Annotated in this window: 14 protein-coding genes and 2 pseudogenes; 9 read left to right on the forward strand and 7 right to left on the reverse strand. The window is 48.7% G+C overall.

Annotation, left to right across the window (positions count from 1 at the left end):
- Positions 1–20 precede the first annotated feature (20 nt).
- From BTJ39_RS19200 to BTJ39_RS19210, 3 genes are all read left to right on the forward strand, one after another.
- The gene (locus BTJ39_RS19200) at positions 21–1,109 is read left to right on the forward strand and encodes an ABC transporter substrate-binding protein (RefSeq protein ID WP_078004331.1); all 1,089 of its coding nucleotides are present in this window, start codon (positions 21–23) and stop codon (positions 1,107–1,109) included.
- 88 nt (positions 1,110–1,197) lie between these two features.
- Entirely contained in the window at positions 1,198–2,967 is a 1,770-nt protein-coding gene (locus BTJ39_RS19205; RefSeq protein ID WP_078004332.1) for an ABC transporter permease, read from the forward strand.
- Positions 2,960–4,030, forward strand: coding sequence for an ABC transporter ATP-binding protein (locus BTJ39_RS19210; protein WP_078004333.1), 1,071 nt, complete (start codon positions 2,960–2,962; stop codon positions 4,028–4,030). Before BTJ39_RS19205 ends, BTJ39_RS19210 begins: the two co-directional genes overlap by 8 nt.
- 153 nt (positions 4,031–4,183) lie before the next feature.
- On the opposite strand, the gene ymcF is transcribed toward BTJ39_RS19210, so the two are convergent.
- Together ymcF and cspE are read right to left on the reverse strand one after the other, a co-directional pair.
- On the reverse strand, positions 4,184–4,327 hold the full coding sequence (gene ymcF, locus BTJ39_RS25190) for a cold shock small protein YmcF (RefSeq protein ID WP_422386052.1): 144 nt from the start codon (positions 4,325–4,327) through the stop codon (positions 4,184–4,186).
- A 4-nt stretch (positions 4,328–4,331) separates the two neighbouring features.
- Entirely contained in the window at positions 4,332–4,544 is a 213-nt protein-coding gene (cspE, locus tag BTJ39_RS19215; RefSeq protein ID WP_078004334.1) for a transcription antiterminator/RNA stability regulator CspE, read from the reverse strand.
- A gap of 451 nt (positions 4,545–4,995) precedes the next feature.
- Between cspE and BTJ39_RS19220 the strand changes: the two genes are divergently transcribed.
- Positions 4,996–6,270, forward strand: coding sequence for an AGE family epimerase/isomerase (locus tag BTJ39_RS19220; RefSeq protein ID WP_078004335.1), 1,275 nt, complete (start codon positions 4,996–4,998; stop codon positions 6,268–6,270).
- Between the two features lie 235 nt (positions 6,271–6,505).
- Positions 6,506–6,853 carry an HNH nuclease YajD gene (gene yajD / locus BTJ39_RS19225; RefSeq protein WP_078004336.1) on the forward strand — a complete coding sequence of 116 codons (348 nt, stop codon included), beginning with the start codon at positions 6,506–6,508 and terminating at the stop codon, positions 6,851–6,853.
- Between the two features lie 105 nt (positions 6,854–6,958).
- On the opposite strand, the gene BTJ39_RS19230 is transcribed toward yajD, so the two are convergent.
- The gene (locus BTJ39_RS19230) at positions 6,959–7,441 is read right to left on the reverse strand and encodes a cold shock domain-containing protein (protein ID WP_078004337.1); all 483 of its coding nucleotides are present in this window, start codon (positions 7,439–7,441) and stop codon (positions 6,959–6,961) included.
- A gap of 352 nt (positions 7,442–7,793) precedes the next feature.
- Here BTJ39_RS19230 and BTJ39_RS19235 point away from each other — a divergent pair, with 352 nt between their 5' ends.
- From BTJ39_RS19235 to BTJ39_RS19245, 3 genes and pseudogenes are all read left to right on the forward strand, one after another.
- A complete protein-coding gene (locus tag BTJ39_RS19235) occupies positions 7,794–8,180 on the forward strand; it encodes a VOC family protein (protein WP_078004338.1) in 387 nt (128 codons plus the stop codon).
- Between the two features lie 394 nt (positions 8,181–8,574).
- A complete protein-coding gene (locus BTJ39_RS19240) occupies positions 8,575–9,216 on the forward strand; it encodes a hypothetical protein (RefSeq protein WP_078004339.1) in 642 nt (213 codons plus the stop codon).
- A gap of 136 nt (positions 9,217–9,352) precedes the next feature.
- Positions 9,353–9,625: pseudogene (locus tag BTJ39_RS19245) on the forward strand (transposase); the annotation flags it as partial.
- 91 nt (positions 9,626–9,716) lie between these two features.
- Here BTJ39_RS19245 and BTJ39_RS24655 read toward each other — a convergent pair.
- The 4 genes from BTJ39_RS24655 to yafN all read right to left on the reverse strand — a co-directional run bounded on the left by BTJ39_RS24655 (position 9,717) and on the right by yafN (position 12,859).
- The gene (locus tag BTJ39_RS24655; protein ID WP_139356384.1) at positions 9,717–10,409 is read right to left on the reverse strand and encodes a hypothetical protein; all 693 of its coding nucleotides are present in this window, start codon (positions 10,407–10,409) and stop codon (positions 9,717–9,719) included.
- Between the two features lie 506 nt (positions 10,410–10,915).
- Positions 10,916–11,545, reverse strand: coding sequence for a hypothetical protein (locus BTJ39_RS19250; protein ID WP_078004340.1), 630 nt, complete (start codon positions 11,543–11,545; stop codon positions 10,916–10,918).
- Between the two features lie 619 nt (positions 11,546–12,164).
- Positions 12,165–12,569 (reverse strand): type II toxin-antitoxin system YafO family toxin, encoded by a 405-nt coding sequence (locus tag BTJ39_RS19255; protein WP_078004341.1) that lies wholly within the window; start codon positions 12,567–12,569, stop codon positions 12,165–12,167.
- Positions 12,566–12,859 (reverse strand): type I toxin-antitoxin system antitoxin YafN, encoded by a 294-nt coding sequence (gene yafN, locus BTJ39_RS19260; protein WP_078004342.1) that lies wholly within the window; start codon positions 12,857–12,859, stop codon positions 12,566–12,568. Before yafN ends, BTJ39_RS19255 begins: the two co-directional genes overlap by 4 nt.
- Before the next feature lie 198 nt (positions 12,860–13,057).
- Here yafN and BTJ39_RS19265 point away from each other — a divergent pair.
- Positions 13,058–13,258: pseudogene (locus BTJ39_RS19265) on the forward strand (tyrosine-type recombinase/integrase); the annotation flags it as partial.
- Positions 13,259–13,745 lie beyond the last annotated feature (487 nt).

Raw genomic sequence — 13,745 nt, forward strand, 5'->3', positions numbered from 1 at the left:
TAACTAAAAGGTTAATAATAATGACGAACATCTTCCGTATCTCGCTGATTACCTCTGCCGTTATGGTCTCTTTCTCTGCAATGTCTGCCTTACCGCAAGGCTATCCCGCTGATTATCAAAAAGTCGTCGATGGGGCGAAAAAAGAAGGCAAAGTGGTGGTGTACTCCACCACTGATACTAAAGCCGCCGGCCCGCTGATCAAAGGCTTCGAGTCGACTTACCCCGGCATTAAAGTTGAATATAACGATATGAACAGCACCGAGCTGTACAACCGTTATATTAGCGAACAGGCTTCCGGCGGCGGTAGCGGAGACGTGGTCTGGAGCTCGTCAATGGACACCGCGCTGAAGCTGGCAACCGATTATGCCCAGCCGTACAAGTCACCGGAGCAGGGCCAGCTGCCAAAATGGGCGGTCTGGAGTGACAAAGCTTATGGCACCACTTACGAGCCGGTGGTGTTTATCTATAACAAACGCCTGATTCCGGCCGCTGATGTCCCCGATTCGCACACCGCCCTGGCGAAGTTGATCGCCAGCCAGACCGACAAATTCAAAGGCAAAGTAACCACTTACGATATCGAAAAATCGGGCCTGGGCTTTATGCTTTCGGTACAGGATTCCAAAGCCGATCCCAACTACTTTAAAACCCTGACCGACGTCGCCAAAGGTGGCTTAACGGTGCAGTCTTCTACCGGCACCATGATGGAAAGGGTTTCCTCCGGCGAGAACCTGATTGGTTTCAACATCCTCGGTTCCTACGCCGAAGCCCGCGCCAAAACCGACCCGTCACTGGGCATTTCCTATCCGAAAGATTACACCCTGGTGCTGTCACGGGTTTCCTTTATTAGCCAACAGGCGCAGAACAGCAACGCCGCCAAACTGTGGCTGGATTACGTATTATCTGAAAAAGGGCAAAGCATTCTGGCAAATCAGGCTGATATCCCCTCCATCCGCAACGATATTGAAGGCAATAATGATATCGACGGCATGACCAAACGGCTGGGTAAAGCGCTGAAGCCGATTCCGGTTGATGAAACCCTGCTGGAATACTTGCAGCCGAAAAAACGTCTGGATTACATCAAACAGTGGCGTGCCGCCGCTGCCAAATAAGTTCGTTGCCGGAGGCGCCAACCGTTGGCGCGCTCCGGTTTCGCTTATCTGATTCCATCATTCTGGGTCTCTAAACCAGGAACACAATATGAATGCATTGCGCAGAAAGTGGCAAAGCCTGCCGCGCGGCATTGTGGTGCTGATAACGGCATTGGTTATCTACACTCCCCTGTCGTTTATCGTGATTCAAAGTTTCTTATCCGCCCCGTTCTTTGCGCCCTCCAAAGAGTGGAGCCTGGAGTCTTTCGGCTTCATATTTACCGATCCCGATTTTTATAAAGCCCTTAAAAGCGGCTTTATCCTGGCATTCGGCCTGGTGGTCATCGCCATTCCGCTCGGCGGCATTCTGGCGTTTCTGATGGTGCGCACCGATTTACCGGGCAGGCGCATCATTGAGCCGCTGATCCTGGTGCCGATCTTTGTTTCGCCGATGGTTCTGGGGTTTGGCTACGTGGTGGCCGCCGGGCCGGTCGGCTTCTTCTCGCTATGGGCGCAATCACTGCTTGGCTTCGTCCCCTGGAACATCTATGACATGTCGAGCATCGTGGTGATTGCCGGTTTAACCCACGTCCCCCACGCCTATCTGTATATCTCTTCAGCGCTGCGCAGCGTCAGCTCAGATGTCGAAGAAGCCGCACGCGTCGCCGGCGCATCGCCGCTGCAGGTGATGACCGCGGTCAGCTTACCGATGGTGCGCCCCTCGATTCTGTATGCCATGGTGTTGCTGTTCTTCCTTGGACTGGAAGTGTTCGGTCTGATGCTGGTGCTGGGCGATCCGGAAGGCAATATGGTGCTGGCGACCTACCTGTATCAGCTGACCAACCGCCTCGGCACCCCCTCCTATCATCTGATGGCGGCGGTTGCCGTGGTGCTGATTTGCATCACCATTCCACTGGTCACGCTGCAACGCCGCCTGATGCGTACCGCTAACCGCTTTGTCACCGTTAAAGGCAAGGCTTCGCAGGCCCGGGCGCTGCCGCTGGGCAAATGGCGCTGGATAGCCGGCGCGGTGGTGGCGTTATGGCTGACCGTCACTATCGGCGTGCCGTTAATTGGCGTGGCGCTACGCGCGTTTATCTCCAACTGGGGCGTTGGCGTCTCCATCTGGGATGAGCTGTCGCTCAGCACCTTTCGCACCATCTGGGCCCAGCCAAACCTGCTGCGCGCGATCGTCAACTCAATGTCCATCGGGGTGATTGGCGGCGCGTTAGCGGTGGTCTGCTATCTGTTTGTCGGCATCGCCATGCACCGCAAGCCCGACAATACCACCCGCTTTCTCGATTACAGCGTGTTGGTCCCGCGCGCGGTGCCAGGCCTGCTCGCCGGCCTGGCGTTTCTCTGGGTTTTCCTGTTCCTGCCGATGTGGCTGGATAACGCACTGAAATCCGGCTGGCTTTCCGATCTTCCCTGGTCGCAGTGGCTGCGCGATCACTTTATCGTCTGGCTGCGATCGCTGCGCAGTACCATTTTCAGCGTCTGGCTGGCCTACACCGTGGTATGGATGGCCTACGGACTAAGATTGATTTCCTCAACGCTGTTGCAGGTAGGGCCGGAACTGGAAGAAGCCGCGCGCAGCACCGGCGCCACGCGCGGACAGATTACCCGCCACGTGACGATCCCACTCTCACGCTACGGCCTGATTGGCTCATGGCTGCTGATGTTCCTGATCTTTGAACGCGAGTATTCAACCGGCGTCTATCTGCTTTCTCCGGGTACCGAAACCATTGGCTCGATGCTGGTTTCTTTGTGGGCCGCCGGCGCTATCGATATCGTCGCCGCGCTGTCGTTTATTAACATCCTGCTGGTGGTGTTAGGTCTGGGGATTGCCCTTCGTTTCGGAGTCAAATTACATGATTGAATTATCGGTCGAAAATCTGCACTTAACTTACGGTGACAACCCGGTATTAAAAGGCGTTTCGATGAATTTGCAGCGCGGCGAGGTAGTGTCCTTATTAGGGCCGTCTGGCAGCGGAAAGACCACGCTATTACGCGCCGTCGCCGGGCTGGAGAAGCCCACCCAGGGTTCGATTGTCATCGGCAAAAATACGGTTTACAACGGCAGCCCGCGCAGTGAGATCCCCGCCGAGGAGCGTAACCTCGGGCTGGTATTTCAGTCGTACGCGCTGTGGCCGCACAAAACCGTGTTTGATAACGTCGCCTACCCGCTGAAGCTGCGCAAAGTCGCCGCAAAGGAGATAAGCCAGCGGGTGCAGGAGGTACTCGATCAGCTCGGTCTTGGACATCTCGCCAAACGCCATCCGCATCAGCTGTCCGGCGGCCAGCAGCAGCGAGTGGCGATTGGCCGGGCGCTGGTCTATAACCCGCCGGTGATCCTGCTCGATGAACCGCTGTCTAACCTGGATGCCAAACTGCGTGAAGAAGCGCGCGTTTTTCTGCGCGAGCTGATTATTAAGCTGGGTCTCTCTGCGCTGATGGTTACCCATGACCAGAATGAGGCGATGGCGATTTCCGATCGCATTTTGCTACTCAACAACGGAAAGATTGAGCAACAGGGCACGCCACAGGAAATGTACGGCTCGCCGAAAACCCTGTTTACCGCCGAGTTTATGGGCAGTAACAACCGTTTGCACGGCAAGATAACGGAAATTCACCAAGGCAGAGCGCGCATCGAAGGTAACGGCTGGGCGCTGTGGGGACGCGCTGGCGAAGGCGTGCAAAACGGCCAGCAAGCAACGGCGGTGATTCGCGTAGAGCGCGTTGCGCTGGTCGATGGTCCGGGTGAAAACCAGCTGGAGCTGCCGCTGCTGACCAGCATGTATCTTGGCGATCGCTGGGAATACCTGTTCCGTACGTCAGGCGATGACTTCGCTATCCGCGCCTATGGCAGTGATGTTCAGGATCCGCAGCATTGCCACCTGTCATTACCAGAAAATCACGTCTGGATTTTCCCGAAAGTCTGATAGTCAGGGAGCGGTTTTCCGCTCCCGCAAACAGATGACGCGCGGGCAAACAGCCATAAAAAAAGCATCGCCGGGGCGATGCTATATCAAGAACTAAGATAACCTGTAAGGTTTTTATTTAAACCTTCTCATAGTTTTTAATTCAATCACCAGCTAGCTGGCTTTAAGCGCAACCATTATTGATTTGCAAAAAATACATTTCGCACCATAAGGATTCGCTTTAGTAATATCAAAAGCAGAAGTCCGGTACTGTGAACCATGACAGTGCGGACATCTTAAATGTTGTAAAATTAAAATAATCTTAAATTCCTGTTACATTCGCTGCTGCCGGGCCTTTAGGGCCGTTCTCAATTGAGAACTCAACGCGCTGGCCTTCGTCAAGCGTACGAAAATCATTGCTTTGAATAGCGGAATAGTGAACGAAAACGTCTTTGCTGCCATTCTCAGGAGAGATGAAGCCAAAACCTTTTTCAGCGTTGAACCATTTTACGGTGCCAGTGATTTTATCAGACATAATTATTACCTTTTTCAATGAGCCTTTCGGCGATAGAGGCTGAGTTGCAGAAACAAATCAAATTTCGAATAAAACTCAAAGAGAAAGGCTAAGGGCGGCACTAACATAGATGAGAAATAAAAAACTAACTTTGAAACCGTCTGCTAATCAGACCAACACGGCATTAACGCACATCTACATTTTCTATGCAAGCTAAAAAATAACCGCTGACGCCGGGCAGCGGAACTACACCGCTTTGGCGCGGGCCGCAGGCTAAAATCCTGGCGGTTCGCCCATCAGCCGCCGTGACGGGGGTGGGAAAACGCTGAAGATGTCCCCCATGACGACGTCCCGCTGCGCTATGCTTTAGCGGTTGTCATAGCGACGCGTCGCGACTGGCGCGCAGCAACATCGAACCATTGCAGGCGACAGCCCGGACGCACGCGCCGGGTCACGCCGGAGGGTAATAAGGATGAGTTTAACCGCCGCACAGCGCGCGCATTGCTACCAACTCTGGCTGCAGGAACTGCAGCAAAATATTCTGCCATTCTGGCTGCGGGCAATGGATACCAGCTACGGCGGCGTGTTTACCTGCTTTAGGAATGATGGCGCAACCCTGCTAAGCGACAATAAATTCACCTGGTCGCAGGGGCGCTTTCTGTGGAATGAAAGCCGCCAGGCCGCGCTTATTCAGGCGGAATTATGTCAGGGAGACGCCGCCCCCCTGCTGGAGCATGCCCGGCAAACAGCGGATTTTCTGCTGGCGCATGCCGTTCTCGATAATGGCCACTGTGCATTTTTGCTCGATCGCCGTGGTAATAAGCTGGAAATGATTCCCGGAGAAGGATACGACAGCTCTTTTTATGCCGACTGTTTTGTGGTGGCCGGGCTATGTGAGTATGCGTTTGTCGCCGGTGAGAGCCGGTATTTTGAGCAGGCCTTAGCGCTGTATGACAACGTTCGTCAGCGGCTGTCATCGGGGCGGGTGCGCAGCGAACCCTACCCTGCGCCGCCGGGATTCGAGCCGTATGGCTATGAAATGATCATGCTCAGCACCGTTAGCGAACTGCTGCGTTACGCGCAGCGTCACCAGCATCCGGCGCTGGCGCGGCTGACGGCGATCGCCCGGCACAGCCTGGCGCACGTGTTTAGCGACTTTCACCAGCCGCAGACGCTGATGCCGCTGGAAATGAAGGTCTCTGCCGAACTGAGCGATACGCTGCTGGCGCGCCATAAAACGCCGGGGCATACGCTGGAGAACATGTGGTTTTGTTTGCACACCGCACAGTTACTGGGCGAAACCGGGAAATACCTGCCCGCCATTGAAAAAATCACCGCGATGATGTGGCATATGGGCTGGGATAAAACCTACGGCGGCCTGTTTCGCTACGTTCAGGCAGACGGGTCACCACCCAGCGGACGGCTGCTGGGCGGTGACCCGTTTGAAGCGCTGATTGCTGAAACCTGGAGCAGCAAAATCTGGTGGGTACACTCCGAAGCCCTGTATACCCTGCTGCTGATGGCCGATCGCAGCGATAACGCTGAATTTTTCTCTCTTTATCAGCAGACCGCCGACTACGTGCTGGAAACCTTTCCGAACCGCGAACACGGCGAATGGACGCAAATCCGCGACCGCTACGGCGCGCCGCTGAATAAGGTCGTGGCGCTGCCGGTGAAAGATCCCTTCCACATCATGCGCAATCTACAGCTGATTATTGCCCTTTGCGGCCAGCCATCAGAACAATAGCAGGCTGGATCGTAGCGGGAAATTCCGTATCAAAACAGCAAAAAACAGACGGCTGGGCTGCCGCTTTCCCGGCGCAGCTGGCGCGTAAATGGCAACAGCTCAGAGGCCAGCGCCGGTTCCCTCTCGGTTGACACAAATATCCCGTTTCCCTTCCATTGCACCTTGCGCGCGATTATGGGATATATTGGCAACATTATTGTGAAATTTTATCCTCCTATAACAGGTAACATCGGCCATGGCAGTAATCCCCAAAAACTACGGACGACTGGAAAGCGGCTACCGTGAAAAAGCACTGAAAATCTATCCGTGGGTCTGCGGGCGCTGCTCGCGGGAGTTTGTTTATTCAAACCTGCGCGAATTAACGGCGCACCATATCGATCACGACCACACCAATAATCCGGAGGATGGCAGTAACTGGGAGCTGTTGTGCCTGTTTTGCCACGACCACGAGCACTCGAAGTACACCGAGGCTGACCAGTACGGCACCAGCGTTGTGGCCGGGGAGGATGCGCAAAAAGACGTCGCCGCCGCCACCTATAATCCCTTTGCTGATTTAAAGTCATTACTTAACAACAAGAAATAGACGCGAACGACGCAGGCGGGGCTGGCGTACAGATTGGCTGTTTTCTTAAAGCAGCGCCTGAAATGGCTAAAACGCTGCTGCGGCAAACAGCCTGCCTGATTTATTTCATACCTTGAGCAGTTTTACCGTGGCGTCCACATCGATCTCATCTTCCGAGAAAATTAATATCGTTCCCTGAAAGGTGGTGATCGCCAGCTTTTTCACCGAGCGCATTTCACCAGGCACGGCGGCTGATTTCGGTCTGATATTTCCCATAAGCGCCCCCACCGACAGTACCGCATTTTCTTTATCGATACGGCCATCGGCAGGCACTTCTTCGCTGTAAACCAGATAAGACTTGATCGCGGTGAGTTTAAGGCGCTCACCCGCAATGTAGATATATTTGCTCTCCGGCAAGACTTTCACCGCATAGGCGGACAGCCCTTTGTTATTGGTAGTGGGTTCGAAAGTCACCGCGGCATCTTTCTTAATCAGGTCGGGATTGGTGACTTTAATCACATGAAAATAACGGTTTTCACCTTTTTCATCTTTGATAAAGCCAAAGCCTTTGTCTTTAAACCAGGATGTGATCGTGCCTTTCATCGCCATTTCGCCTACTCAATCGTTACCTACTCAGTTTTGCAGTGAAGTGTAAAACACAATGCCTGCGTAGACTATGCCTTTGGTTTAAGACTTGCTGGCAGACAGCGGCGAGCGAAAGACGCCGCCGTCTGAATGACCCGGCAGATGCATTCTGGCTGGGGAAACGCCGTGCCCATCTGTGCAAGAAGGGTATCAACATCGCGCCAAATCTGCTGCGGATGTGAAACCCGTCCTTTTTTGCCGGATAAGCGTCCGTGGCCACGAAAGGAGAATTTTCGCATAGGTATCAACTGCAACTAAAATAGGCTTAAGCCGTCATTAATCTGCCCTCAGGGACAGAACAAAAACTGGAATAACCATGCTGGATTATATTTATATTGGCTCAAACGATCTTACTGTCAGTACGCGTTTTTATAAAGCGCTGCTATGTCCGATGGGATATGAATACATCACCGAGCATTCATTACCGGCCTTCCGTCATCCCGATAAAGCGTTTTCACCCAGCCTCTATCTTTCTGTCCCATTTAATGGTCTGCCAGCCACCGAGGGTAATGGCATGATGCTGGCTTTTGATGTCGCCTCCTCGCAAATGGTTGATAAGCTGCATCAAACGGCGCTTTTGAACGGAGGTACTAATGAAGGCGCGCCTGGGTTCAGGTCCAGATATGGCAATGATTTTTATGTCAGCTATGTGCGTGATCCTTACGGAAATAAACTCGCTATCTTCGCGCGCATCCCTGCCTGACATTCTAGCCTTGAACATTAGCATGACCGACCTCACAGACGGCGCTTACAACATGACGGCGCGCGGTAACAGCATGCTTCTGATTACCGGCGCTAGTTGGCATATCTTGCTGTCGGTGTTAGGTACTCAGTCCGCTCTGAGCGAGGTGCGGACATATCTTCCTATGTTGGTATCGCGTTATATGAATCAAAGGGATCAGGACAACTCAAAAACGTGGCCATGTGTCGCGTTCATTTGGACGTCGCTAGATATAGCCCCTTTGTCGATTTAAAGTCGATGCTTAATAAGGTAAAATAGAATTTATCGCATTCATGATGTTCGACGCCTAAACATTGTCCTCGTTGGCGTCTTAAATTAAACAAAATTGACTGCCTTGATTCTCATCGGAGGAAACATGGAAAAAGATACCAAACGCGGTTCCGCATTGATAAGTGCTATTAAATCAGAGTCAGTCGTCAATCTTAGCAAGGAGTACGCTGAGTACGGACTAGATATGTTGATTGACTCAGACGTTCTGAAAGACATTCCTTTTGTTAATACTGCTGTTGGGATATTTAATGCTGTTGGTTCTGTAAGAGATTATCTATTCACTGAGAAACTCATTCGTTTCTTGACTCAATTTTCTGAGCTTTCGAAAAGCGAGCGAGAAGCTATGGTCGATAAATTGAATGAGGACGATAAATTTACCGGAAAGGCTGGCGCAAGAATAATCGAAATAATCGATCGAATGGAGAGTGAAGATAAGCCAGAGTTGGCAGCAAACTTTTTTAAGGCATTCGCCTGTGAAGAGATTAGTTTTTCTGAGTTTCGCCGTGTGCTGGTCGCTTTGGAACGTATTCCTGCGTTTGACATTCCTACATTGGCTGCGTTTTCGACGTGTGATATTTCTGCGTCTGTAAGAATGGAGCAATCTCTTCTGCTTGCATTTGTTAATGCGGGGCTTGGACAAAATAATGGCAGGTTCGATGGTGGTGCAATACTCCCAACAGCACTCTGTGAGATATTTGTAAAAGCCGGAAAATTAAAATCAGACTAACTAATAATCTAAAAATTATTATGCATAACATAGGTAAGCAGAGTGTTCTCATGGTATTTTTTTAGCATGTCCGCTTCTGTCACTTGACCATCCAAAGTGTAACCATCCCGCATAATGGCGCCATCAACATTTAGAGATCTTCCAACATACTCACTTTGCCTCAAAGGAGAGTACCACGCTCAAAGCCCGTTTCACTGAACACCAGATCATTACCCTCCTGAAGTCTGTCGAAACAATCAGAACCGTGAAGGAGGTCTGCCGGGAAACTGAAATTTCAGAAGCCCGTTACTACAACCGGAAGGTTAAGTACGGTGATATGGAAGCATGTGATATTAAAAAGGCCAAAGACCTGGAAGACGAGAACCATCGTCTAAAGCAGATGTTCGCTAATTTAAGCCTTGAGAACCGGACAAGCCGCCGTACTGACCAGCTGCACGTGGTGGCCTTAACGTGGCTGTGCTGGACAGCAAAAATTTGAAGGATACTTTATGGCCATTAGGTTAATAGCTATTGTTAGCGGAGTTGTTTAAGCATACTTTTATTTCATCACTTACCTTACGTGAAACAGCTTCAACACTAACGGATTTATCTAAATCACCAATATGATATACAGCTTTATCTTTTTTGCATGAAGCAAAAACATACTTACCAGAAAAAGATGTTATGACATACGTATTTTCACCTACGTAATAGATAGTTGAGTTCCAGTACGCAGAGATCCACCCCAAAGTCATAGACAACGATACCGCTGAAAAAGTTACTACTATAATTCTCCTCGATGTAACTATGCGCGCCCCCTTAATCCAATAATACGTAACAGAAATCAAAAAAACCAAGGAAAGAGAGAAAACAATAATAGATAAGTACAACCTTCTTTCAAGATGAATTTTAGCATAACTCTCTGATGCAGAAAAAATAAATGGGACGAAAGAGAGTAAGCATATAAAAACAAAAATAACCACCCACCGAAAAAATGTCATTTCAAGATTATAAATATCCAAAGGTAATAAACCTAGAAAGGCTACTGCTATTAGTGCCACTGAAAAAAAAGATGTAACTAATACGTTAATATCAATTGCAATAAAATCCGATGGGAAACCATAAAATGATGCCATTCCTTTTTGGAAAGTATACGCTAGTGCATAGGAAAATATCAATGCGATGGTTACTAAGGGGATTTCTTTTTTGAACATTTTGGTATCCAAGTAATTACGATACCTTAATTATGCCATCAAAAATGTTAAAACAACAGATTTTCACTTCCCCTTACCAGCACCAGATTATCACTTATGAAATTGGCGTTACCGGCAGCAATCCCTGAGTCGGGATAGGAAGCCAGTTGATATTTCTCAGATAAGCTTTAAATAACTTGTTGGCGTGCGCTCTACGCCAGACAAATCTATAAGAGAGCATGGGATATTTTCAACGGGAGGATGTCATGTAAACTGAAAGCTCCCACAGGTAGGGGATGACGAAAATGAAGAATGTCTTAATTTCTGTACTTAACCTGCTGTCGTTGGTTGCTCATGCAAGCAAAACCACGATGACTAATCCCAACGAACAGGAGTTATCGGGCAGGAAGCGACTTTGCATATACGAAAACAGCATTTACCTATTTACAGTTGTAGCACACTAAAAGTACTGCTCTTACTCCAGGATGTTCGATATCTCCGAGAATGAAAAGCAAAGGAGCAATGCCCTATTTATGGATGTTTTTTCCTCGCTTAGGATAAAAATCTTTCCAGTATTGTATCGGCGATTCTCCACAATAATCAGATAACTCTTTGAAGTCAGATATATACTGCGGAAGATTTTTAGCCAGCGTTATTTTTTTAGGTAATGCACCGGTGCCATCACCAATAACATTAAATTTCATTGAACCGTGTTTTCTATCCTTATTGACTAACTCTAATTCTGCAACAGTTTGTATTCTGCCCTTATGCAGCTGCTTCAAATAGAACTTTCTATTAAAAAAGAAATCACGAAATGTTGGAGCGTCGGCTTCAAGTCTTATGTTCCATGTGAGCGGTAAGGCGTCACAAATTTTTTCACTCATCATTTCACCGCTCGCGCTTCCGTCCTCGAATACCTTCATACTCAGAGTCATTTTTGGTTGTGAAGGATCTAATCCAAGCTCACTACTATTCGCCAAGTATTCTGCGTTTGTTGTCCATTGACCCGTTAAAAATTTATTATCGTAGACGTACGATTTCTTCAATTCCTCATAGGACAAAGGAATTTTTACTAAACTATCTAAAACCCCGCTAAAACTGGTTAGAAACCCTGCAAGATAGATTAACACGTACTTGCCCAATTTAATGTGTTTCATCGACGTCCTTTATGAGAAACTTATTCAGCTTTTTACTCAGCGATCTGATTTTATACAATGCACTCAGCCCCATTAGTAGTATAAGCAACAAGCTTAGAGACTTCATCAGATTGTCATAAGGTTCACACCTTATCAGAGTGCTCGTGTACCTATCGGAATGTGAGTGAAGCACTGACAGAATCTGCATATCGCGTTCAACACCTATTTACGTGGCTCACAGAGCCACGCATTGGGCTTAAATGCGTGTCACCGATCTGTTTCGGGATAACTTGGAAACGTAGGCTGCATCATCAGCTTCGAGTTAATAGCAGTTCTAGAGGACTGTTCACGCTGTGTATCTGTTCTAGCTTTACATCCACAGACCCGCTACGTGATAACATCCTTGAATAAACACTGTTAACCATAGTGGCAATTGTTGGACATTGAAAACTTAAAAAAAAGATCGCTGCCTTGCAGCGAATAATTTTTCAAATTATTGTTTTTTTTTTAATTATTTTTTGTATAAGTGGATAATAGGAACAATACCTGACATATATCACATTGATAATATTATGATTCAATTATCAACATGTCCCCATATGTTTTTCTGCCCTAAATGACAGGGTGTTTTTTGACCAATTTAATGCTTCATCCTGAACGCTTCGGCCATCATCCCGATCTTATGCATATGGTTATTGTTGCGAGCCATTTTATGCGCTTCGGGTTTAAGGATGATAATCAGCAGGTAGGCATCAGGATCCATCGCACCTTGGCAGTATACCAAATGGGCCTGATCGCTGGTTCGTTTGAACTGGCGTAAAAACTTCGGGAAAGGGGCATCCGCATCGGCAAGATGAATGTGGGCCACTTGTTCTTCTTTTACCAAGGGATAGGTGCGGTCATCATCATAGGGCGCATCACGCCCAAAGGTATCTGGCAACACGCCGTCTTTTTTATAGTACAGAAAATCTGCCGCCAAATCATCAAGCTCTTGTTGGCTTAGTTGCTGGCGCATAAGTGCTGACTTGAAAATCCTGACACTCATTCCGTGAACTCGGTCAGATCCTTGCCAGAAGCGTTTTGCAGCAGTTTCTGCCCGCTATCCGCAATATCGCTTAAACGTTCAGCCGTTGGCCTGAATCGCGCAGCGGTATGCACCCGGCCCTGCTTTTCTTCCAACAGATCGATTAGCTCTTCAAACACCTTGGCACTGACCATGTAGCCAGCGGGACGGTTGTTGGAGAGAACAGCAACCGGTTCATCAATAAAATATTTCGCCGGGTTCTTTCTTAACTCGGTGATGTTGATAGATTTTTCTGCAAGGATGCGTTCCATAACCCACCTAAAAGTATGCTTAATTTACGACAGTATAATGTACATCAAGGAACAATTAATTACGCACAGAATAATACATATCAAAGTGTGCATCAATTTTGTGTTTATAAAATATATGGAGATAACTAAAGTCTACTTACCAGCGCAATATGTGTTGTGAAGGTATGGTTCTGTTTGCGTTGCCAAAGTCTGCAAGGCCACGATCTTCGGCATAGGTGGGCGAGCTGGCTGATTCAGGCTGGAGTGCCAATATCCGTATTGCAAGAGATGTGGGGCTGGGAATCAATCGAGATGGTTCGCAGGTATACGCACCTGGCACCGAACCACCTGACCGGGCACGCTGAGCAGATTGACGCTCTTTTTGGCGTCTGTCTCAAATCTGTCCCACATGGAAAATAAGCCAGGCACTAAGCACGCCTAACCCATTGAAATTATTGGTGCGATAATAGGAATGGAACCAAACTCACAAACTACTGATAAAGATGAATATTTCACATTTCGAATAATCACATGCCCCCAATAATGCCCCCACTATCACCGAAGCTCAAAAACACGCATAACATATGCACCAATGCCCCTATCATCCCGAATCTGGTTTTGGGCGAGCTTGTAGCTAATGGTATGCCATTTAGTAGAAGCATCTGGTCCGTTTAGAATTGAAGCACTTTAAGCTATAGCTATACCTCTACACTTCAAAGAAGATGAAATACGCCAGCGCTCTTCAAGTCCTATAGATTCTTCTTGCGATATCACTCTATGGGTAATCCCCCCATTTTTAACGGAGGTGATAAGTAGAATCAGGTCATACGTTGAATATGCTGCATTGGCGTGTAGCCATTCAGCGCCATATTCGGACGTTCGTGATTATAAAACCATTGCCACTGCG

Origin of the sequence: Izhakiella australiensis (assembly GCF_002006995.1) — a bacterium.
GTDB lineage: Bacteria > Pseudomonadota > Gammaproteobacteria > Enterobacterales > Enterobacteriaceae > Izhakiella > Izhakiella australiensis.